18 protein-coding genes and 2 tRNA genes are annotated in these 21,267 nt (G+C 65.7%); 8 read left to right on the top strand and 12 right to left on the bottom strand.

What is annotated here, in order from left to right:
• The first annotated feature begins 40 nt into the window (after positions 1-40).
• Both B9C43_RS48335 and B9C43_RS48330 read left to right on the top strand, forming a co-directional pair.
• Positions 41-739 carry a response regulator transcription factor gene (locus tag B9C43_RS48335; protein WP_033382626.1) on the top strand — a complete coding sequence of 233 codons (699 nt, stop codon included), beginning with the start codon at positions 41-43 and terminating at the stop codon, positions 737-739.
• The gene (locus B9C43_RS48330; protein ID WP_084434027.1) at positions 736-2,211 is read left to right on the top strand and encodes a sensor histidine kinase; all 1,476 of its coding nucleotides are present in this window, start codon (positions 736-738) and stop codon (positions 2,209-2,211) included. Before B9C43_RS48335 ends, B9C43_RS48330 begins: the two co-directional genes overlap by 4 nt.
• A gap of 1,055 nt (positions 2,212-3,266) precedes the next feature.
• On the opposite strand, the gene B9C43_RS48325 is transcribed toward B9C43_RS48330, so the two are convergent.
• On the bottom strand, positions 3,267-5,900 hold the full coding sequence (locus B9C43_RS48325; RefSeq protein WP_084434026.1) for a valine--tRNA ligase: 2,634 nt from the start codon (positions 5,898-5,900) through the stop codon (positions 3,267-3,269).
• Positions 5,901-6,143: 243 nt separating this feature from the next.
• Here B9C43_RS48325 and B9C43_RS48320 point away from each other — a divergent pair, with 243 nt between their 5' ends.
• From B9C43_RS48320 to B9C43_RS48310, 3 genes are all read left to right on the top strand, one after another.
• Positions 6,144-7,031, top strand: coding sequence for a hypothetical protein (locus B9C43_RS48320; RefSeq protein ID WP_084434025.1), 888 nt, complete (start codon positions 6,144-6,146; stop codon positions 7,029-7,031).
• A 114-nt stretch (positions 7,032-7,145) separates the two neighbouring features.
• The gene (locus B9C43_RS48315) at positions 7,146-7,937 is read left to right on the top strand and encodes an ABC transporter ATP-binding protein (RefSeq protein ID WP_033382625.1); all 792 of its coding nucleotides are present in this window, start codon (positions 7,146-7,148) and stop codon (positions 7,935-7,937) included.
• Positions 7,937-10,390, top strand: coding sequence for an ABC transporter permease (locus B9C43_RS48310; RefSeq protein ID WP_084434024.1), 2,454 nt, complete (start codon positions 7,937-7,939; stop codon positions 10,388-10,390). Before B9C43_RS48315 ends, B9C43_RS48310 begins: the two co-directional genes overlap by 1 nt.
• Here B9C43_RS48310 and cpt read toward each other — a convergent pair.
• From cpt to B9C43_RS48290, 5 genes are all read right to left on the bottom strand, one after another.
• Positions 10,387-10,911 carry a chloramphenicol phosphotransferase CPT gene (cpt, locus tag B9C43_RS48305; protein ID WP_033382628.1) on the bottom strand — a complete coding sequence of 175 codons (525 nt, stop codon included), beginning with the start codon at positions 10,909-10,911 and terminating at the stop codon, positions 10,387-10,389. The genes B9C43_RS48310 and cpt overlap by 4 nt on opposite strands.
• A gap of 24 nt (positions 10,912-10,935) precedes the next feature.
• Complete coding sequence (locus tag B9C43_RS48300) at positions 10,936-11,616, bottom strand: SDR family NAD(P)-dependent oxidoreductase (RefSeq protein WP_084434023.1); 681 nt, start codon at positions 11,614-11,616, stop codon at positions 10,936-10,938.
• On the bottom strand, positions 11,613-12,032 hold the full coding sequence (locus tag B9C43_RS48295; RefSeq protein ID WP_084434022.1) for a VOC family protein: 420 nt from the start codon (positions 12,030-12,032) through the stop codon (positions 11,613-11,615). The genes B9C43_RS48300 and B9C43_RS48295 overlap by 4 nt, the downstream gene beginning before the upstream one ends.
• Before the next feature lie 332 nt (positions 12,033-12,364).
• Positions 12,365-12,493, bottom strand: coding sequence for an MFS transporter small subunit (locus B9C43_RS59800; protein ID WP_268811627.1), 129 nt, complete (start codon positions 12,491-12,493; stop codon positions 12,365-12,367).
• Positions 12,490-13,869: an OFA family MFS transporter gene (locus B9C43_RS48290; protein ID WP_033382621.1), complete on the bottom strand. Its 1,380-nt coding sequence runs from the start codon at positions 13,867-13,869 to the stop codon at positions 12,490-12,492. Before B9C43_RS48290 ends, B9C43_RS59800 begins: the two co-directional genes overlap by 4 nt.
• A 73-nt stretch (positions 13,870-13,942) precedes the next feature.
• Here B9C43_RS48290 and fdhD point away from each other — a divergent pair, with 73 nt between their 5' ends.
• Both fdhD and B9C43_RS48280 read left to right on the top strand, forming a co-directional pair.
• Positions 13,943-14,776 (top strand): formate dehydrogenase accessory sulfurtransferase FdhD, encoded by an 834-nt coding sequence (gene fdhD, locus B9C43_RS48285; RefSeq protein ID WP_084434021.1) that lies wholly within the window; start codon positions 13,943-13,945, stop codon positions 14,774-14,776.
• Positions 14,777-14,958: 182 nt separating this feature from the next.
• The gene (locus B9C43_RS48280; RefSeq protein WP_084434020.1) at positions 14,959-15,834 is read left to right on the top strand and encodes an alpha/beta hydrolase; all 876 of its coding nucleotides are present in this window, start codon (positions 14,959-14,961) and stop codon (positions 15,832-15,834) included.
• Between the two features lie 58 nt (positions 15,835-15,892).
• Here the strand turns inward: B9C43_RS48280 and clpX are convergent, their stop codons facing one another.
• The 5 genes from clpX to B9C43_RS48255 form a co-directional block, all read right to left on the bottom strand.
• Positions 15,893-17,182: an ATP-dependent Clp protease ATP-binding subunit ClpX gene (gene clpX, locus B9C43_RS48275; protein WP_033382615.1), complete on the bottom strand. Its 1,290-nt coding sequence runs from the start codon at positions 17,180-17,182 to the stop codon at positions 15,893-15,895.
• A 287-nt stretch (positions 17,183-17,469) separates the two neighbouring features.
• Positions 17,470-18,099, bottom strand: coding sequence for an ATP-dependent Clp protease proteolytic subunit (locus B9C43_RS48270; protein ID WP_033382614.1), 630 nt, complete (start codon positions 18,097-18,099; stop codon positions 17,470-17,472).
• 30 nt (positions 18,100-18,129) lie between these two features.
• The gene (locus B9C43_RS48265) at positions 18,130-18,732 is read right to left on the bottom strand and encodes an ATP-dependent Clp protease proteolytic subunit (RefSeq protein ID WP_260478872.1); all 603 of its coding nucleotides are present in this window, start codon (positions 18,730-18,732) and stop codon (positions 18,130-18,132) included.
• A 109-nt stretch (positions 18,733-18,841) separates the two neighbouring features.
• Positions 18,842-20,221: a trigger factor gene (tig, locus tag B9C43_RS48260; protein ID WP_033382613.1), complete on the bottom strand. Its 1,380-nt coding sequence runs from the start codon at positions 20,219-20,221 to the stop codon at positions 18,842-18,844.
• 355 nt (positions 20,222-20,576) lie between these two features.
• Positions 20,577-20,650 (bottom strand) — tRNA-Pro (locus B9C43_RS48255).
• 90 nt (positions 20,651-20,740) lie between these two features.
• On the opposite strand from B9C43_RS48255, the gene B9C43_RS48250 reads away from it, so the two are divergent.
• Positions 20,741-20,811: transfer RNA gene (locus B9C43_RS48250), tRNA-Gly, on the top strand.
• 181 nt (positions 20,812-20,992) lie between these two features.
• Here B9C43_RS48250 and B9C43_RS57955 read toward each other — a convergent pair.
• Positions 20,993-21,190: a hypothetical protein gene (locus tag B9C43_RS57955; protein ID WP_084434018.1), complete on the bottom strand. Its 198-nt coding sequence runs from the start codon at positions 21,188-21,190 to the stop codon at positions 20,993-20,995.
• Between the last annotated feature and the right edge of the window lie 77 nt (positions 21,191-21,267).

The raw sequence follows: 21,267 nt of genomic DNA, 5'->3' as shown, positions 1-21,267 counted from the left end.
TCGCCTCGCTCCACGTGCCCCAGTGCCGCACCATGAGAGTGTGAACAAGAAGAGCCCGGTGCGGTTGCTCGTCGTCGACGACGAGCCGCACATCGCCGACCTCGTCGCGACCGTCGCACGCTACGAGGGCTGGAACGCGGTCACCGCCGGGACGGGCGAGGAAGCGCTGCGCCAGGCGGCCAGCTTCGGTCCCGACATCGTGGTGCTGGACCTAATGCTGCCTGATGTGGACGGGTTCACCGTGCTGGACGGCCTGCGCGCGAGCGGCGCGATGGTGCCAGTGGTCTTCCTCACGGCGAAGGACGCGACCGCAGACCGCATCGCTGGCCTGACCCGAGGCGGCGACGACTACCTGGTCAAGCCGTTCTCGGTGGAAGAGCTAATGGCCCGGTTGCGCGCGGTGCTGCGCCGCAGCAACGGCCCGGCATGGAAGCGATCCGTACTCGAAGTCGACGACCTGACGATGGACGAGGACACCCGCGAGGTGAAGCGTGCGGGCGTGACGGTGTCGTTGACGCCGACCGAGTTCGAGCTGTTGCGGTACCTGATGCGCCGCTCACCCGCTGTGCTGACCAAAGCACAGATCCTCGACCATGTCTGGGAGTACGATTTCGGCGGCAGGTCCAATGTGGTCGAATTGGTCGTGTCGCATTTGCGCCGGAAGATCGACGACGGCCATGAGCCGTTGATCCATACCGTCCGCGGCGTGGGCTACGTCGTGCGGCGGCCAACGGGATGAACCGCTGGCAACGAACCCCGCTCGGCACACGCCTGGCCTTAGCGCTGGGCGTGCTGTCGTTGATCGTCTTCGGGATCGTCGGCACAGTCCTGGTGACGAGCACGCGCGGCTTCCTCGCGCGGCAACTGGACGACCAGCTGGCGAAAACCCAGAAGGAACAAGCAGGCGTCTACAACAAGTGGAAACCGCCGTACACCTGGCACCAGCTGGTGTACAACCCGTCGACCGGCAACGTCTCCTCGGTCGCGGGCAATGAACTGCCGCCCGCACGGGACCTGGACGAGTTCGAAACGCTCGCGAAGGATTTTGTGGAGCAGAAGGAAGAAGACCACCTCTTCCAGACGATCTTCATCCATGGTGAGGGCCCGTTCCGCGCCCGCGCATGCGAGATCAGCGGCGGCAACATCCTGGTCAGCGCGGCCCCGATCGGCGATCTGAACAGCACGGTCCGCTGGCTGATCATCCTGTCGGTGGGAGCGTTCGCAGCAGCACTGGTAATCCTGGTCGTCGCGGGCAGGCTCGTACTCCGCAGAGGCCTGCGGCCGCTGAGCGACATGGCGTCGACCGCACATGACATCACCTCCCATGACCTCACGGACTCAGGTCACCTCCCCGTGCGCGCTCAAGGAAAGGGCGGCGGACCTGAGGTGGAGGAACTCCGAACGTCGTTCAACGTGATGCTCGACCACATCGACTCGTCCCTGGCAGCCCGGACAGCAGCAGAACAACGGCTGCGCCGGTTCATCGCGGACGCGTCCCACGAACTGCGGACCCCGCTGACCTCGATCCGGGGCTACGCGGACCTGTTCCGCTACGCGGCGGCGAACGAACCCGAGGAACGCGAAGCCCACCTCGCGAAAATCCGCGAGGAAACGGAGAGAATGAGCGTCCTCGTGGACGACCTGTTGCTGCTGGCCAGGCTGGACTCGGAAACCCCGCTGCGCCAAGAAGAAGTGGACCTCGTCGAGGTGGCGTCGGCGGCGGCCCAGGCATTCGTGGCCGCGCACCCGGACTACCCGCTGGACTTCGACGCGCCGAGCCGAGTCCCGGTCCAAGGCGACGGAATGCGGCTGCGTCAAGTCCTGGACAACCTGCTCACGAACATCGCACGCCACACCCCAGCCGGCACCGAAGTGGAACTGAGGGTGAACGCGGACGCGGTGATGACGGTGAGCGACACCGGCCCGGGAATCCCGCCGGAGCACCAAGCCCGGATCTTCGACAGGTTCTACCGGATCGACGACTCAAGGAATCGGAGCATCGGCGGCACCGGCCTGGGCCTGTCGATCGTGCACTCGATCGTGAGCGCGCACGGCGGAACCGTGAACCTGTCCAGCGAACCCGGCCGGACAACGTTCATCATTTCCTTGAGCCCGTTGCGAAAGCCTGCCGAGCCCGACCGCCCGGCACAACGGCCGCAGCCTGAAGTTGATGACGCGCCACAGGAGCACCCTTCGCCGTGGAGCCAGTAGAGGCGCCGACAAGGCACGCGAGACCTCACAACGGGGCTGGTCACTGATTTTGAGCCGCTGGCAATACCGTCCGGAACTGGACGCAACCCCGGGGTCACACAACAGATCCGCCCCTGATCCGGAAGCCGCGCTAGCAACACCGCCTCGAACCAGACGCACCCCCGGGCTATACAACAGAGCCATCCTCGCCCCGGAAGCCGCCAACACCACCCCCGAACCAGAGGCAACCCCAGGGCCACACAACAGAGCCGCCGCCCCGACCCGCAGCCGCTAGCAAGGCCACCCCGAACCAAACGCAACCCAAGGGCCACACAACAGCGCCGCCCCCGACCCGGAAGCCGCGCAGCAACACCACCTCGAATCGGACACAAACCCAGGCCACACAACAGAGCCACCCTCGACCCCGCAGCCACCAGCAACACCACCCCAAACCAAACCCAACCCCAGGCCACACAACAGCGCCATCCCCGACCCGGAAGCCGCGCAGCAACACCACCTTGAGCCGGACACACCAACCCCGGGCAACACGGCAGTGCCAACCTGGAGCCGTCAGCAACCCCATCCGGAACCAGACACAATGCCGGGGCCCCGACCCGCTCGCAGTATCAAGCGAAACTAGCCGCGGTCCCCGGCACACAAGAGCCATCCGCTCCCTGAGGCCGCAACCCATTCCCCAATGCCACCGGCGAAACCCGGCATCCGATGCGCCCCGCGCCGCAGAAAAATGCCAACCCTCAGAGTTACCACAAGGGTCTGACATTCCGTTCCAAGCGCCCCCGAAAAACCAAAGTACCGCAAGGGACTGACAGTTTCAGCCCTCGCTATGCCAGCCGAATACCGCCGCCACCGCCAAACGCGCAGCCACGATCGAATTAGGAATTCCCTTGGGGGAACCCCTAATTTTCACGTTACCGGAGGGGACCGACAAAAACGGTGCGGTGGCCTGGGCGAACCACAGGCCACCGGACCGGGATTTGAAGTCAGGCACCAAGTAGCTGTGCCCTGGCGCCGCGCGACTGGCCATGCCGGTCACGCGGTGACAGCGGTCGACGAAGTCAGGCCGAGGGCAGTGCGCTCAGCCGGGCGTTGATCCGGTCGATGTCCGCCAGGGCGGTCTCGCGACGGAGCTTGATCTTGTCGACGACGTCGGCTGGGGCTTTCTCGGTGAACTTCGGGTTGTTCAGTTTGGCCTCGCACTGGGCGAGGTCCTTCTGAGCCGCCGCGAGGTCCTTCGTCAGCCTCTTGCGCTCGGCCTCGACGTCCACCGCGCCCGACAGGTCCAGTTCGACCATCACCGATGCCCCGCCCGGCAGCGCGACCTCGAGTGACGCGCTGGCCGAGAAGCTGTCCTCCGGTTCGGTCAAGCGGGCCAACGTGGCCACCGCGCTCTGGTGCGCCGACAGGCCCGCTGCCTCGACACCGGTCAGCCGCGTGCTGACCTTCTGTCCTGGCTTGAGGCCTTGGTCGTTGCGGAACCGGCGGATCTCGGTGATCAGCTTCTGCACGCCTTCGATCCGCTGTGCGGCACCGGCGTCGGCCGAGGCTCCGCTTGCGGACGGCCACGCGGCGATCACCACCGACTCGCCGCCGGTCAGCGCGGTCCACAGTTCCTCGGTGACGAACGGGATGATCGGGTGCAGCAGGCGCAGCAACGCGTCCAGCACGTGCCCGAGCACCGCACGGGTGGCTTCCTCGCGGCCTTCAGCGATCTGGACCTTCGCCAGCTCCAGGTACCAGTCGCAGAACTCGTCCCACGTGAAGTGGTAGAGCGCGTCGCACAGCTTGGCGAACTGGAAGTCCTCGAACAGGCCGTCCACTTCGGACACCAGGCTGTCCAGGCGGTCCAGGATCCACCGGTCGGCGTCGGTCAGCTCGTCGCGGTCCGGCACCGGCACGGCCGTGGTCGCGCCGTTCATCAGAGCGAAACGGCTGGCGTTCCACAGCTTGGTGACGAAGTTGCGCGAACCGGACGCCCACTCCTCCGCCAACGCCATGTCGCTGCCGGGGTTGGCGCCGCGGGCCAGGGTGAAGCGCAACGCGTCGGCGCCGTAGCGGTCGAGCCACTCCAGCGGGTCGATCACGTTCCCGCGCGACTTGGACATCTTCTTGCCAAACTGGTCCCGGATCAGTCCGTGCAGGTACAGCTGGTCGAACGGCTGCACGCCGTCCATCGCGTACAGGCCGAACATCATCATCCGGGCGACCCAGAAGAACAGGATGTCGTAGCCGGTGCACAGCACGCTGGTCGGATAGAACCGCTTCAGGTCCGTGGTGTTCTCCGGCCAGCCCAGCGTGGAGATCGGCCACAGACCGGAAGAGAACCACGTGTCGAGCACGTCCGGGTCCTGCGTCCAGCCTTCGCCCGACGGCGGCTGCTCGTCCGGGCCGACGCACACGACCTCGTCGTTCGGGCCGTACCAGACCGGGATCCGGTGCCCCCACCACAGCTGGCGGGAGATGGTCCAGTCGTGCATGTTGTCGACCCAGTCGAAGTAGCGCTTCGCCAACTCCGGCGGGTGGACCGTGGTCCGGCCGTCACGCACGGCGTCACCGGCCGCGCGCGCCAACGGCTCGACCTTCACCCACCACTGCATCGACAGGCGCGGCTCGATGACGGTGTCGCACCGCGAGCAGTGCCCGACCGAGTGCTGGTACGGGCGCTTCTCCGCGACGATCCGGCCCTGTTCGCGCAGCGCGGCGACCACTGCGGGCCTGGCCTCGAACCGGTCGAGCCCCTCGAACGGTCCCTTCACGGTGACCACGGCGCGCTCGTTCATCATCGTGATCGACGGCAGGTCGTGCCGCTGGCCGATCTCGAAGTCGTTCGGGTCGTGTGCAGGCGTCACCTTCACCGCACCCGTGCCGAACTCGGGGTCCACGTGCTCGTCGGCGACCACCGGGATGCGGCGGTCGGTCAACGGCAGCGGGATCTCCTTGCCGATCAGGTGCTTGTACCGCTCGTCGTCGGGGTGCACGGCCACCGCTGTGTCACCGAGCATGGTTTCCGCGCGCGTGGTCGCCACGACGATCGACTCGTCACCGTCGCCGTACCTGATCGAGACGAGCTCGCCCTCGTCGTCGGAGTGCTCCACCTCGATGTCCGACAGCGCCGTCTGACACCGCGGGCACCAGTTGATGATCCGTTCCGCGCGGTAGATCAGGCCGTCGTCGTACATCTTCTTGAAGACGGTCTGCACAGCCTTGGACAGGCCCTCGTCCATGGTGAAGCGCTCGCGGCTCCAGTCGACGCCGTCGCCGAGCCTGCGCATCTGGCCTAGGATCCGGCCGCCGTACTCGTCCTTCCACTCCCACACACGCGCCACGAACTCGTCACGGCCCAGGTCGTGCCGGGACACGCCCTCCTTCTCGGCGAGCGCGCGCTCCACCACGTTCTGAGTGGCGATGCCCGCGTGGTCCATGCCGGGCAGCCAGAGCACCTCGTAGCCCTGCATCCGGCGACGGCGCGACATCGCGTCCATCAGCGTGTGGTCCAGCGCGTGGCCCATGTGCAGACTGCCCGTCACGTTCGGTGGCGGCAGCACGATGGTGAAGGGCGGCTTGTCCGAAGAGGCGTCGGCCTCGAAGTACCCTGCCTCTACCCAACGCTGGTACAGCCGTCCCTCTACCTTCTCGGGCGCGAACGCGGCCGGAAGATCGGTAGTTGGCTGGGGAATGGCTGTCTCTGTCACGGTGACAGAGTTTACGAACCGCGTCGGAACGCTTTCACCCGCATTGCCTACTCATACGAACGGGTGACTTCCCCGGTCAGCCGTCAGCCGACGACCACGCATTGTGACTCAGCGCACTCGAGCCACTACGCGTAACCACTAGTTTTACGCACCGTGTTCAGGCTACGCTCACCCGGTCCGGTGTGGACTACACCACAGGGCTGCCGGGCACACTGTTCTGGCGCGAGCACGCGCGAGGGAGACATGCCCGAGGACCCACAACACGACGCTGGTTCAGCACGTTCGTTCTTCAAGCGCTATCGCGCCAAGGTCGCCACGCTCACCGTGGGCGTCGCGGTCGTGGCCGGGATAGTGGCCTTCAACGAAGTGCGGGGCACGGCCGAGCCGAGAACTGTCGACGTCAAGGCAGCGGCACCACCGGTTCAAGTGGACTTTAACCGCCCCTTCATCGGTACGCCCGCAGCGGAATGGCCGGATGGTGCGGCCGGCATCATCACCCCGCCGGCGAAGGCCGTGGGCCCGTTCACCGCGCAACAAGTAGAGGACGCGTACGCACAGGTCCGCCAGATACTGATCACCTCCAGACTGGATCGGGCTGTCCTCGAGCAGCACGACGTCGAGCGTTATCTCAAGCTGCTGGCCAAGGACTCACAGAAGAAAATGCGTCCGGTGTTCGGCAACGACCCGCACGAGGCGCACGCGTACGCCACCAGGCTCGCCGCCGGGTACACATTGCTGCCCGCCGAGCCCAAGGTGCGCGGCCGGATGTGGGCCGAGCAGGGCGCCAAGGCAGGCGAATTGGTCGTGCACACCAATTACGTGTTCGCATACGCCTTCGGCATCGACGAGCCGGACAGGCTCAGGAATGCCATGGACATCGTCGCCGTCGGCCGGTGGGATGTCGACTACTCGGTGCTTGGCGACAAATACACACCGAACAGCCGCGGGATCTGGCCATCTCGTTCACACGGTTTCACCTATTCCATGGGTTGTGACGCTTTGCGCGCCGGCTATCTCGCTCCTGCCTACAGTCAGCGACGCGCCACCGAGTCCCCGGACAACCAGAGCGAGGATCGAACCGCCTATTTCGATCCCGACGCCGAAGTGCCCTCCCAGGCCACCTGCGACTGACTTCCGCCAGCCAGTCGCTGATGCGCTGATTCGCGTCGCACGATCCACCGTAGGGCGGACCACCGCCGGGCGCATCCGTCTGGAGATAGAGATCGAAAATCTGCCTGCAGGCAGATGTGCCGCGAGCCGCGATCCGGGACCGTTGGCATCGTGCAGAAATCGACCACACCGGCGGTACACGCCACGTCCCTGTCCAAAGTATACGGAGCCGGATCTCCTGGCGACGTAACAGTTGTCGCGCTCGACAACGTGACTGTCAGCTTCCCGCGAGAGCGGTTCACCGCGATCATGGGTCCGTCCGGGTCCGGCAAGTCCACGCTGCTGCATTGCCTTGCCGGGCTGGACAAGCCGACCAATGGCCAGGTGTTCATCGGCGGCACCGAGACGTCTTCTTTGTCCGACGGGCGGCTGACCGCTTTACGACGGGACCGGGTCGGGTTCGTGTTCCAGGCGTTCAACCTGCTGCCGACGCTGACCGCGTGGGAGAACATCGTGCTGCCGCTCGACTTGGCCGGGCGGCGGCCGGATCAGGCCTTCGCCGACGCGGTCATCGACGGGATCGGCCTACGGCATCGTCTTGGGCACAAACCGAGCCAGTTATCCGGTGGCCAGCAGCAACGGGTCGCGTGTGCCCGTGCGCTGATCACCAAGCCCGATGTGGTGTTCGCCGACGAGCCGACCGGCGCGCTGGACTCCAAGTCCTCGGCGGATGTCCTCGGGTTCCTGCGCCGCAGTGTGGACGAGTTGGGCCAGACCGTGGTGATGGTGACGCACGAACCGACGGCGGCCGCCTACGCCGATCGCGTTCTGTTCTTCGCCGACGGCCGTGTAGTCGGTGAGCTGACCGACCCGACGGCCGACCGTGTTCTTGACCGGATGAAAGACCTCGAGAAGGTAGTTGTCTGATGCTTCGCGCGATGTTGCGTGATCTGCGCGCGCACAAGGGAAGAGTCGCGATGACACTCGTCGCGATCACGTTGGGCGTGGCTTTCGTCGTGGCCACATGGGTTGTCTCGGACTCCGCCGCCGAGACCATCCGCGGCCAGGATGTCCGCGGTGACGTGAGCGTGTCAGTACAGATCGCCGAGAAGGCTCCTGAGCTGACAGCGGCCGACAAGGACCGCCTCGCCGGAATCCCCGGTGTGGCAAGCGCTTCCGGGGTGACGTTCGGGTACGCGGGTCTGATCCGGTCGGACGGCAAACTCGTCTCCGCGCGCCCCGACATGGCGGGGACGGGCTGGGATTCCTCGGACCGGTTCAGTCTGACGGCCGGCCAGGCACCAGGGCCGGGCGAGGTGGCCCTCGGCGAGCCACAGGCCAAGGAGGCCGGCCGTGTGGTCGGTGACACAGCCCGGATTCTGTTGTCCGACGGTCGATCTCTCGACGCCACGGTGTCGGGCCTGTACACCTACCGGCCGCTCGGCGAACCGGTACCCAGTGTGGCATTCGGCGATCCGGCGGTGCTGGGCAACGGCTTCGCACGAGTCGAGTTGGCCGCCAAACCAGGCGCGAACACCGACGCGATCGCAGCAGCCGCGCGTGACTTCCTGGATCCGGACCTGCGCACGGTCGCCACTGGCGCGGAGCTGACCGAGCAGGCCCAGGCCAGGGCGGACGACTCGGCTCAGTCGCAACGAGAATCCCTGCTGGGTTTCGCGGCCGTGTCGTTGCTGGCGGGCATGTTCGTCATCGCCAACACCTTCTCGATGTTGGTGACGCAACGAAGTCGGCAACTGGCGCTGCTGCGTGCGATCGGCGCGACCCGCCGTCAGGTGCGCAATGCGGTACTGGTCGAGGCCGGTGTGCTCGGCTGGATCGGCTCGACACTCGGTGTGGCACTTGGCATCGGCATGGGCTTACTCGGGTTGGTGGCCAACGGCGGAGAGGGCATCACGCTCTCGGTGTCACCGACCAGCATCCTGGTCGGCTACGGGACCGGCGTTCTGGTCACCATGGTCGCGGCGTACACCTCGGCACGCAGGGCCGCAGGCGTAGCGCCTGTAGCCGCATTGCGAACTGACGGTTCCTTCGGCGCCCGGTCTCTCGTCTTGCGAACCGTTGTTGGTTTGGTGGCAGTGGCGTCCGGCTTCATCGCGATCGGTCTGACGCTGCGGAACGATCTGTCCACGACCGAACGCATCGTAGCGATGGGTGGTGGCATCGCCGTATGGCTCGGTGTCCTGTTCCTGGCACCTGTGCTCGCCACAGCCGTGCTTCGGCCGGTCGGCAGGTTGCTCAGCCGCCACGGCGGCCCAGCGACCCGGCTTGGGGTTCGCAACTCGGTCCGGGATTCGCGCCGTACCGCAGCGACAACGTCGGCGCTGATGGTCGGGCTGGCGCTGGTGTGCGCGTTCGCCACGCTGGGCTCGTCGATCACATCGATGCTCAGTTCGAGCATCCAGGCCACCGTCCCGGCAGCCGCGTCCATCGTCCATTCACCAGTGGACCGTGTCGCGCTCGGCACCGATGTCCTGGAGAAGGTGCGGTCGGTACCTGGCGTGACGAAGGCGTCCGCCGACCGGTACACCTTCATCAAGGTGACGCACAACGGGTCTACGTCGCCGACCACTATGTCGGCCATCGAACCCGACGGTCTCGTGCAACCCGAAATCGTTGCGGGTACGGGTGATGTGCGCGCCGGAGCGATAGTCGGCGAGAACGAGGCGGCCATGATCGGTGCCCGATTAGGCGATCAGGTGACGCTGGTCCTCGATCCGGTCACATCGATCACGACGACGATCGTGGGACTGCACAAAGGGATGGAAGGCCGACCACTGTTCTATGTGGACCTGGCCACTGTGCCGGCGAAGTTCCGCGACAGCACAGTGACCAGTGTGTACGCGACAGGACCGGACCCGGCAGCAGTCCGTGCGGGCATCGAGCAGGCGTTTCGTGACCGGCCGGATGTGGTGGTCACGGATCGGGATGGGGTGATCAAGGAGGCAACCGAGAGCTTCGAACTGTTGCTGTCGCTGATGTACGCCTTGTTCGGGGCGGCGATTGTCATCGCGGCGTTCGGCGTGGTCAACACGCTGGCGTTGTCGGTGATGGAACGCACCAGGGAGATCGGGGTGCTGCGGGCCGTGGGCGCGAGTCAGCCGTTGGTGCGCCGAGCGATCCGGATGGAAAGCGTCGTGATCTGTGCATACGGCGGGCTGCTCGGCATCCTGGTCGGCGTCGGGTTCGGCGCGGTGATGCAGCACGCCATGATGGGTCAGTCGCTCTGGGAGTTCTCAGTGCCCTACGAGATCATCGGCGTGGCACTCGTCGGCATGATCATCGTCGGAGTCCTCGCCGCGCTGTGGCCCGCACGCCGGGCGTCACGTACCGACGTCCTGGCCGCCATCGCGACGACCTAACGGTCGAGGTAGGCAGCGATGGTTCGGGCACAGACGATGGACTCGGTGCGGGTGGTGTCCACTTCCAGGTCGTATTGGACGTCCCGATGAGCCAGCTCAGCCTGAGACGCGGCCATCCCCCGGGCCCGGTCACCCCGCGCGATCTCCCGTCCCGCAGCCACTTCGCTGTCGCACCTGACCCCGACCCACAAGACATCCAGTCCGTCCAAGGCCTTCTGCCACCGTTGCTGGGAGGCCGCGCCACCGAGGAACACGTCATCGATGATGATCCGAGCACCCGCGTGCACCATCGCGGCGACGCCCGCCGTCCACGCGTCCTGCAGTTGCATGAAAGCGGGACCGACAATCACGCTGCCGTCGGCACCGAAGTCGATGATCTCCTTCGCCGCGGGCATCGCCTCGACCATGGTGTCCACACTGATGGCCAGCCACGGATCGGGCAGGACTGCCTGCAGACACCGGGAGATCCCAGTTTTCCCCGAACTGGAGCCGCCGTTGAGCACGATCACCTGAGTCGACACCACATCACAGTAAACGCGCGTCCGTCAGGTACGCAGATAGGAGGCGCCATTCAGATCAACGACGGTGCCTGACGCCCACTCCGCTTCCGCGGAGGCCAGGTAGATCACCGCGCCCGCGATCTCCTCCGGACGAGCCACCCGGCCGAACGGGCTCTGGCGCCGGACGTCCTCGGTCACCATCTCGGCGACACGGTCAGTGCCGACGAAACCCGGAGCCACCGAGGTGACTGCGATCCCATGCGGGGCAAGGGAGACCGCGAGCGACTGGCCGAGCGAGTGCAGCGCTGCCTTGCTCGCGCCGTAGGCGGGCATGTCCGGCTCACCACGGAACGCGCCACGGGAACCGACGTTGACGATCCGGCCTCGGATGCCTCGGTCGATCATGTGCCGGGCGACCAGGTAGGACATGTTGGCGGCGCCGAACACGTTGACCGCGAACGTCCGCTGCCACAGGGACTGCCAGTCCGCATAGGACAGCCCGTGCAGCGAGCCAAGCTCGACCAGGCCCGCGTTGTTCACCAGGACGTCAATGCCGCCAAGGGTTTCCACCGCGGAGGTGACCGCACGTTCGATCGCGTCGGGGTCGGCAAGATCGGCGTCCGAAGAGGACAGGGCGACTACCTTGTCGCCCTTGTCCCGGAAGGCGTCGGCGATCGCCGCACCGATCCCGCGGGAGCCACCGGTGACCAGTACACCCCTGGTCACTTGGCGAACACCTGCGACTCGTCCTTGAACGCCTTGAACTCCAGGGCGTTGCCTGCCGGGTCACGGAAGAACATGGTCCACTGTTCCCCTGGCTCGCCTTCGAACCGCAGGTACGGCTCGATCACGAACCCGGTCCCGGCCGCCCGAAGCCGGTCGGCGAGCACGTGGAACTCCGGGATCGGCAGGATCAGGCCGAAGTGCGGCACCGGCACGTCGTGGCCGTCGACCGGGTTGCGGCCGGTGTCCCCGCGAGGACCGGGGACGACGTGGGTGACGACTTGGTGGCCGTAGAAGTTCCAGTCCACCCACGCATCGGCCGAGCGGCCCTCTTCGAGCTTGAGCACGCCGCCGTAGAACTCGCGGGCTTTGGCCAGGTCATCGACGGGAATGGCGAGATGGAATCCGGGTCGAGTCATACCTCCACCTTGACCCGTAAACGTCCTAATGTCAACATTCAGACAATGTGAGCGGGGCGGGGGCGCGGCTGGTAGCCGCAGCAGCAAGCCGGAGCCAGGCGGCGGTGGCCGTCGCTCGATGACGCACGCACCGATCCGAGTGAATTGACTGCGACTGGAGCGTCCGCGATCACGGTCCGGCTAGAGCATTCCGTGATCACGGTCTGATTGCGACTGAAGCACTGCAATCACAGTCGGCCGAGCCGCCGCTTCAGAAGCGAGAACGCGCCACACCGAAACCTCGGCGTGGCGCGTTCTTGCCGCTAATGAGTCGCGGGTGCTGAGCCCTCGGCTCAGCCGGTGAAGAGCTGGGCGACCTTGATGATCAGCTCGTAGAGGCCGTAGAGAAGGGGGATGCCCACCCAGAGCCACGCCAGGATCGTCAACGGCGTCCGGTTGACCTTGTCGGTCTGCTCAGTCATTGGGCCACCTTCTCCCCGGTCTTCTCGTGGAACTTGGCGTTCACCGGCCGGACCAGTTCGTTGGCGATGAAGCCGATCACGAGCAAGCCGATCACGATGTACAGGGACGTTGTGTAGAGCGCGGGTCCGCTCTTGCCTGCTGCTTTCTGTGCATCGGCGATGGCATTGATGATCAGCGGGCCGAGCACGCCCGCGACCGCCCACGCAGTGAGCAGACGGCCGTGGATCGCGCCGACCTGATACGTGCCGAACAGGTCTTTCAGGTATGCCGGAACTGTGGCGAAACCCGCACCGTAGAAGGAAAGGATCAGCATCGCGCAGATGATGAACAGGATCTTCGACTCGTTGGTGAACAACGCGATCACCAGGTACAGCAGCGCGCCGGCACCGAGGTAGAGCCGGTACATGTTCTTGCGGCCGAGCAGGTCCGATGTGGACGACCAACCGATCCGGCCGAGCATGTTCGCCAGTGACAGCAAGGCGACGAACCCGGCCGCGGCCGAGGCACTCACCGGCACCGGCGTCTCCCGGAAGAAGTCGGTGATCATCGGCGACGCTTTCTCCAGGATGCCGATGCCCGCGGTCACGTTGAAGCACAAGACCACCCACAGGCACCAGAACTGCGGTGTCTTGATGGCGTTCTTGGCCGACACGTTCGCCGTTGTGATCAGCGCGTGCGCCTTGTCCTTCGCTGGGCTCCAGCCTGCCGGGGCCCAGCCGTCGGCGGGGACTCGGACAAGCAGGACGCCGACGGACATGAAGACCGCGTACGCCAAGCCGTGCACCAAGAACGTCGTCGCGATGGCACTGTCGGCGACCGAGACCACACGGCCGACGTTGTCGTACGTGACACCGAAGGCTTGCAGCATCTCCGCCGACCACGGCGAGGCGATCAGCGCGCCGCCGCCGAAGCCCATGATCGCGATACCGGTGGCCATGCCAGGGCGGTCGGGGAACCACTTGATCAGTGTGGACACTGGCGAGATGTAGCCAATGCCGAGGCCGATCCCACCGAGCCCGCCGTATCCCAGTACGACGAGCCAGTACTGCTGGGTCAGCACACCGAGGGCGGCGACCAGGAAGCCACCACAGAAACAGCAGAGCGACACGAACATCGCCCATCGCGGCCCGTTGCGTTCCACCTTCGTCCCGAACAGCGCCGCCGACAGGCCGAGCATCACGATGCCCAGCTGGAACGGCAAAGCGCTTTGGGCTCCGCTCAATGAGAGATACTTCTCTAGCGGAGGCTTGAACACGCTCCAGGCATAGGCCTGTCCGATCGCCAGGTGCACAGAGAGGGCGGCGGGTGGCACCAGCCAGCGACTCCAGCCCTCCGGCGCGACGATACGGGAGCGGTCCAGGAAACCGAGGGCCATTGTTGACCTCCCCACGCTGGTTGTTGAGTAGGCAAACTAATGGTCTCGGCGGACCGCAGCAAGAAGGAGCACCATGGGGCGGGTAACCGTGCGCCGATCGGTAGTCAAGCTGTCGCCCAACGGTCGACAACGGCGGTCGGACGTGCTAGCGGCCGAGGAGCCTTTGGAGCTCCGGGTCGACGGCAAGTCCTTGGCGGTCACCATGCGCACCCCGGGTCATGATGTCGAACTCGCACACGGGTTTCTGCTCACCGAAGGCGTCATCGGCGACAAAGAGGACGTCTCGACCGCGCGCTACTGCGACGGTGTCGACGACAGTGGGCGCAATACGTACAACGTCCTCGATCTCGCGCTCGCGCCAGGGGTGCCACCGCCCGACAGCGGGGTGGAGAGAAACTTTTACACCACGTCGTCGTGTGGGGTGTGCGGAAAGGCCGCTCTGGACGCCGTACGCCTGAAAACCCGGCACTCCCCAGCCGGGGACCCCACCACGGTCTCCCCGACCGTCCTAACCAGCCTCCCGGACACCCTGCGCGAAGCGCAGCGCGTGTTCGACTCGACCGGCGGACTGCACGCGGCCGGACTGTTCTGGGCCGACGGCACGATGCTCGTGGGCCGTGAGGACGTCGGCAGGCACAACGCGGTCGACAAGGTCATGGGCTGGGCGCTGTTGAACGACCACATCCCGCTGGCCGGCACGGTGCTGATGGTTTCCGGCCGGGCTTCGTTCGAGCTCGTGCAGAAGGCGGCCATGGCCGGCGTGCCGATGCTCGCCGCCGTGTCGGCGCCGTCATCGTTGGCTGTCGAACTGGCCGACGAGAGCGGGATGACGTTGATCGGCTTCCTACGCGGTGACTCGATGAACGTCTACACCGGCATCGAGCGACTGGATGACCACGCCGAGTAACCCTCTACCTGCGCTGATCGGAAACGTCTAGACCCTTTCCCCCGATGGTGGCTACGGAACGCAACTCAGCCTCCCTCAGCTACGTCTGAGTGGTAGAGCATGAGGGTGAAAGCAGGGGGAAAGGGACGACGGTGGCAACAGAGCCAGAGGGATCCGCGACCGCGGAGCCCGAGAAGCGGCGGATGACCCGCCGCTCGGTGCTCATGGCGGGTACGGCCGGGCTGGCCACGACCGGCCTGGTACTGGCGACCGGCGCCCTTCCGGTGACCAACCTGATCGGCGACGTGCTGGACACCTCGGCGCCCGCCGTGGGGCCCAACGAGGTGGTCATCAAGTACGAGCGGGTCTACTCGCAGTGCCGCAAGCGTGACGTCGACATGGTGACGATCCTGCCCAACCGGGTCCGGCCTCAGGAGCTGCCCGTCTGTCTGATGCTGCACGGTCTGCACGGCAATGCCCGCCGGGCGGCCCCGACTGGCCTGGCGCGGCACCTGATCGAGATGTCCGCCGATGGCACAATTCCGCCATTCGCCTTCGTCGCCTTGGATGGCGGTGACAACTACTGGCATGAGAACCAGCGCGGCGACAACTCCATGGCGATGCTGCTCGACGAAGTACCTCGCTGGATGCGTGAACGCGGCCTCGGCGATGCCCAGGGCGTGCCGTTCGCGTGCGCGGGCATTTCCATGGGTGGCTTCGGTGCGCTGCTGTACGGGCGGCGCCGCAACGAGGCCGGTCACCCGGCTCAGGCGATCGCGGCCATCTCCCCCGGGCTGCTCACGTCCTGGCGTGAGATGAGCACTCGCAAGGCTTTCAAGGACACCGCGGAGTGGGCATCCCTCGATCCACTGCGCAACGTGGACAAGCTCGGGTCAACACCGGTCGGGATCTGGTGCGGCACCGAGGACCACTTCATCGAAGGCGCCCGCAAGTTCATCAAGCTGGCCAAGCCCGAAGTCGCCTACACCGGGCCTGGTGGGCATGGCGACCCGTTCTACAAGCGGATTGTCCCCGACGTCCTGGCGTTCCTGGGCAAACACGTCCCCGTCAACGACTGAACGCCCCCACCCTGACGGGCGGAGGCGTCCAACCGCTGATGTGACGGAGGTTGGCCGCTCAGGCCGACTTCTCGCGCCGTTCCCGGCGGGTCGGCTGGCGGGCGACGATCGTCGGGTTCACGTTCTCCCGGACCGTCTGCTCGGTGATCACGACCTTGGCGACGTCCGTACGGCTCGGGATGTCGTACATCACCGGCTGCAGGACCTCTTCCATGATCGCGCGCAGCCCACGGGCACCGGTCCCACGCAGGATCGCCTGGTCGGCGACGGCCTCGAGGGCGGTTTCGGTGAACTCCAGCTCAACGCCGTCCATTTCGAAGAGCTTCTGGTACTGCTTCACCAGCGCGTTGCGCGGCGTGGTGAGGATGGTGACCAGTGAGCGCTTGTCCAGGTTCGTCACGCTGGCGACGATCGGCAGACGGCCGATGAACTCGGGGATCAGACCGAACTTGATCAGGTCCTCCGGCATCGTGTCGGAGAACACGTCGCTCTTGTCGATCTCCGCCGCGGTCCGGATCTCCGCGCCGAAGCCCAGCCCGCGCTTGCCGACCCGGTCCTGGATGATCTTCTCCAGCCCGGCGAACGCGCCTGCCACGATGAACAGCACGTTCGTCGTGTCGATCTGGATGAACTCCTGGTGCGGGTGCTTGCGGCCACCTTGCGGCGGCACGCTCGCGGTCGTGCCCTCGAGGATCTTCAGCAACGCCTGCTGCACGCCCTCACCGGAGACGTCCCTGGTGATCGAGGGGTTCTCGGACTTGCGGGCGATCTTGTCGACCTCGTCGATGTAGATGATGCCGGTCTCGGCGCGCTTGACGTCGTAGTCCGCCGCCTGGATCAGCTTCAGCAGGATGTTCTCGACGTCCTCACCGACGTAACCCGCCTCGGTCAACGCCGTGGCGTCCGCGATCGCGAACGGGACGTTGAGCAACTTGGCCAGGGTCTGCGCCAGGTATGTCTTGCCGCAGCCGGTCGGGCCGAGCATCAGGATGTTCGACTTCGCGAGTTCGACGGTCTCCTCACGGGATTCCCGTCCTTCGCGGACCCGATCGCCCGACTGGATGCGCTTGTAGTGGTTGTACACCGCTACGGCGAGGCTGCGTTTCGCGTCGTCCTGCCCGATCACGTACTGGTCGAGGAAGTCGTGGATCTCGGCGGGCTTGGGCAGCTCGTCGAGCTTGACGTCACCAGCCTCGGCCAGCTCTTCCTCGATGATCTCGTTGCACAGGTCGATGCACTCGTCGCAGATGTACACGCCGGGACCGGCGATGAGCTTCTTCACCTGCTTTTGGCTCTTTCCGCAGAAGGAGCACTTGAGCAGGTCTCCGCCGTCACCGATACGTGCCATGACCGCTGACCTTGTCCCCTCCGGCGTACCGGCCGGTACGCCTGGCTGTGTCTCGAGCGTTTCGCCCGTTCGGGTGTTTCGACTTCAACACCAGTCGGGGTGTCTCCTCCGGCGGCGGGTTCTCCCCACGCACCCCTCGACTGTACGTGCCAAGTACCGCAAAGCGGGAGAACCTGACCCGTCCGTTGCCGAATACCGGTGACAACCCTCGTCACCGACCGTATGCCATTACGGCCCCGCGTGTCGGATGAAGCGCGGATTTGGCATGGACGGGTCAGGTTTCTCGACTAACTGACCGCGGAAAGCTTGCGGTACGGAAGAACTTCGTCAATGATCCCGTAGTTCTTCGCGTCCTCGGCGGTGAGGATCTTGTCGCGCTCGATGTCGGCGCGGATGTCGTCGGCCGACTTGCGGGTGTGGTGCGCCAGCGTGATCTCCATCTGGCGACGCAGCCGCTGGATCTCGTTGGCCTGGATCTCCAGGTCGGAGACCTGGCCGTAGACACCCTCGAGCGACGGCTGGTGGATCAGGATCCGCGCGTTGGGCAGCGCCATCCGCTTGCCGGGCGTACCGGCGGCGAGCAGCACGGCCGCGGCCGACGCGGCCTGGCCAAGGCAGGTGGTGCGCACGTCCGGGCGGACGTACTGCATCGTGTCGTAGATCGCCATGAGCGAGGTGAATGAACCACCTGGCGAGTTGATGTACATCTCGATGTCGCGGTCGGGGTCGACCGACTCGAGGTACAGCAGCTGCGCCATCACGTCGTTGGCCGACGCGTCGTCGATCTGCACGCCGAGGAAGATGATGCGCTCTTCGAAGAGCTTGTTGTACGGGTTGGACTCCTTGACCCCGTAGCTGGTGCGCTCCACGAATGAAGGCAACACATACCGGGACTGTGGGAGCTGGAAGTCACTCACTGCTACTCCTCGTTATCTTTCAGTCGCCGGTCAGTTGCGCGCGGACGAACCGCGGGTGGCAACCTGGTCGACGAAGCCATACTCGCGGGCTTCCTCGGCCGTGAACCAGCGGTCCCGGTCGGCGTCCGCAGTGATCTTCTCGATCGTCTGTCCGGTCTGCTCGGCCGTGATCTGCGCCATCTCGCGCTTCCACTTGCCGAACACCTCAGCGCGGATGGCGATGTCGGAGGCGGTACCACCGACACCGGCCGACGGCTGGTGCATCATGATCCGCGCGTGCGGCAGCGCGTAGCGCTTGCCCGGGGTGCCCGAGGACAGCAAGAACTGGCCCATCGAAGCGGCCAGGCCCATCGCCCAGGTCTGCACGTCCGGCTCGATCAGCTGCATGGTGTCGTAGATCGCCATGCCCGCGGTCACCGAGCCGCCGGGGGAGTTGATGTAGAAGACGATGTCGCGCTTGGGGTCCTCGGCCTCAAGCAGCAGCAGCTGCGCCGTGATCCGGTTGGCGATCTCGTCATCGACCTCGGATCCGAGGAAGACGATCCGCTCGCGGAGCAGCCGCTCGTACACCGAGTCGTTCAAGGTCAGCCCAGCGGTCGACGACCGCATGTGGGGCATCTGGTGCTGCGTCACGTCTGCCTGCCTTCTCCTGAAAAAACTCGAGCTCATCTCTCGCAACCGACATTAACGAAGGCGGGCGGCGCCAACGTCCCGACACCGCCCGCGTTCGCTCAGAGCGTCACTACTTGGCCTCAGCGGGCTCCGCCTCGGCGTTCTCGGTGGCCGTGTCCTCGGCCGGCGTGACCGGGCCGAACAGCGCGTCGAAGTCGACGGAGTTGCCGCTGGCGTCGGTCACGGTGGCCTGGCGCACAATCGAAGCGAGCGCCTTGCCGCGGCGCACGTCGGCGAAGATCGCGCCGAGCTGGCCGGACTGCTGGGCGCGCTGGACGTACTCGTCCGGGCTGACGCCGAAGCGCTGGGCTTGGTAGATGATCCGTTCGGTGAGCTCCTGGTCGGAGACGGTGAGGTTCTCCGCGTCGGCGACCGAGTCGAGCACCAGCTGCGTCTTCACGGCCTTCTCGGCCTCGGTGCGCATGTCGGCGTCGAACTGCTCGCGGGTCTGCCCCTGCGACTCGAGGAACTCGTTGAACTTCGCGTCGTCGTGGTCGAACGCGTGCACCGCGTCGTGCGCCCGCATCTCGACCTCGGCGCCGACCACGGTCTCCGGCAGCGGCACCTCGGTGGTCTCCAGCAGGGCCTCGAGGACCTTGTCGCGGGCCTGGACACCCTGCTGCATCTTCTTGGCCATCGAGACGCGCTCACGCAGGTTGTCCCGCAGCTCGTCGATGGTGTCGAACTCGGAGGCCATCTGGGCGAACTCGTCGTCGGCCTCGGGCAGCTCACGCACCTTGACCGACTGGACGGTGACGGTGATGTCGGCGTCCTTGCCCGCGAACTCGCCGGCGACCAGCTTGGACACGAAGGTCTTCGACTCGCCCGCGGACGAGCCGATGATCGCCTCGTCGATGCCTTCGATCAGCTCACCGGAGCCGACCTGGTACGACAGGCCGGTGGTCGACGCGTCCGGGACGTCCTCGCCGTCGACGGTGGCCGACAGGTCGATCGACACGAAGTCGCCGTCCTCAGCGGGCCGGTTGGCGCCGGTCAGCGTGCCGAACCGGGCACGCAGCTCGTCCAGCTGACGGTCGACCTCCTCGTCGGTGATCTCGACATCGTCGACGGTCACGGACAACTCGCCGAAAGCCGGGACGGTGATCTCCGGGCGGACATCGACCTCGACGGTGAACGCGAGGTGGTCACCGTCCTCGATCTTGGTCACCTCGATGTCGGGGCGGCCGAGGGTACGGACCTCCTCGGCATTGACGGCTTCCATGTACTTGGCCGGGATGGCTTCGTTGACGACCTCGTCCAGCACGACACCGCGACCGAGCCGGTTCTCCAGCACCTTCGCGGGCGCCTTGCCCGGACGGAAACCAGGGATGCGCACCTGCTGGGCAAGCTTGCGGTATGCGCGGTCGAAGTTCGGCTTGAGCTCGTCGAACGGCACCTCGACGTTGATCCGGACCCTTGTCGGGCTCAGGTGCTCGACGGTGCTCTTCAACGTAAGACTCCTCGTGCGAAATGGCATGTGGGAACACCCGAGCCGAGTAACCAGGCCGGGAGTTACCAGGGAAGTCTAGGCGAGGTGCACACGGATGGTTGCCCAGGGCCATCCAACGGCCACCAAGTGCGCCACATCACAGCCTTGGACCCCTCTCACCAGCCCCGAGTCACCGCGCCCATCACTGCTCAACACAGCGCTACTCAAGTCCCAACAGTCTCCGCGCTCGTCAAGCGAACAGCGCTGGAAGATGAGAAGCCCGCACCGTGGAAGTCTGGGGGCTCGGCCCCCGAAGAAACAACGAGACGACCAGGCGAAGCGCGCCAGCGCTGAACATGGTCGTCTCAGAGTCGAGTCGGGATGACAGGATTTGAACCTGCGACCCTCCGCTCCCAAAGCGGATGCGCTACCAAGCTGCGCTACATCCCGGTGCTGCGATCCGTGATCTTTCCGGACCCTGCGTACGTAGCTTAGCCGGACCCGCTACTCTTATTCCGCACCCACCCCCGGTGGGTGCATGCGGGTGTAGCTCAATGGCAGAGCCCCAGCCTTCCAAGCTGGTCATGCGGGTTCGATTCCCGTCACCCGCTCTCATGACAGAACCCCAGTTCACAGTTTGTCCACTGTAGAACTAGGGTTTCGTCGTTGGTGGCGAAATCAGGGTTCGTGCCAGACCCGTGCCAGATTGCCCGTCAGGCCGACGGTGGATGCTCCTCGTCCCGGTCGACCGGTGCCACTCCCCTGTCACTGCCGTTTTCGCTGGTCAGCGGATCATTTATCGGACAGAGCGACAAGGATGACAGCAGGCGTGCTGCGCTCGGGCCACTGCCACACGGCGTGCCCCAGGTTCTCGCCGAGCTTGTCCGCAGCCTCTTGCCGAGCGGTTTCCACCAAGGTGTCCAGCGCGGCGGCAATCTGACGGTCACGTTCGTCCGTGGCGTGCTGGTAGATCAGCGCGGCACGGGACATGAGCTCTTCCACAGATCGGGCGCATTTGTTGTCTCAATGAGATATCGAGCGTCGCGGCGGACCCGGTACCCTCGCCG

The sequence above is a fragment of the Kibdelosporangium aridum genome, from assembly GCF_900176515.1.
In the GTDB taxonomy this organism is placed as follows: Bacteria; Actinomycetota; Actinomycetes; order Mycobacteriales; family Pseudonocardiaceae; genus Kibdelosporangium; species Kibdelosporangium aridum.
The sequence above is the reverse complement of the archived record's forward strand: the minus strand, read 5'-3'. Positions and strand labels throughout refer to the sequence as shown.

What these genes read in the sequence shown, in the direction of transcription:
- B9C43_RS57955 (WP_084434018.1), bottom strand. Translation starts at nt 21,190, where the DNA reads ATGTCCCGTGCCGCGCTGATCTACCAGCACGCCACGGACGAACGTGAC.
- clpX (WP_033382615.1), bottom strand. Translation starts at nt 17,182, where the DNA reads ATGGCACGTATCGGTGACGGCGGAGACCTGCTCAAGTGCTCCTTCTGC.
- B9C43_RS48280 (WP_084434020.1), top strand. Translation starts at nt 14,959, where the DNA reads ATGACCCGCCGCTCGGTGCTCATGGCGGGTACGGCCGGGCTGGCCACG.
- B9C43_RS48330 (WP_084434027.1), top strand. Translation starts at nt 736, where the DNA reads ATGAACCGCTGGCAACGAACCCCGCTCGGCACACGCCTGGCCTTAGCG.
- B9C43_RS48315 (WP_033382625.1), top strand. Translation starts at nt 7,146, where the DNA reads ATGTGCCGCGAGCCGCGATCCGGGACCGTTGGCATCGTGCAGAAATCG.
- B9C43_RS48295 (WP_084434022.1), bottom strand. Translation starts at nt 12,032, where the DNA reads ATGACTCGACCCGGATTCCATCTCGCCATTCCCGTCGATGACCTGGCC.
- B9C43_RS48290 (WP_033382621.1), bottom strand. Translation starts at nt 13,869, where the DNA reads ATGGCCCTCGGTTTCCTGGACCGCTCCCGTATCGTCGCGCCGGAGGGC.
- B9C43_RS59800 (WP_268811627.1), bottom strand. Translation starts at nt 12,493, where the DNA reads ATGACTGAGCAGACCGACAAGGTCAACCGGACGCCGTTGACGATCCTG.
- B9C43_RS48320 (WP_084434025.1), top strand. Translation starts at nt 6,144, where the DNA reads ATGCCCGAGGACCCACAACACGACGCTGGTTCAGCACGTTCGTTCTTC.
- B9C43_RS48310 (WP_084434024.1), top strand. Translation starts at nt 7,937, where the DNA reads ATGCTTCGCGCGATGTTGCGTGATCTGCGCGCGCACAAGGGAAGAGTC.
- fdhD (WP_084434021.1), top strand. Translation starts at nt 13,943, where the DNA reads ATGGGGCGGGTAACCGTGCGCCGATCGGTAGTCAAGCTGTCGCCCAAC.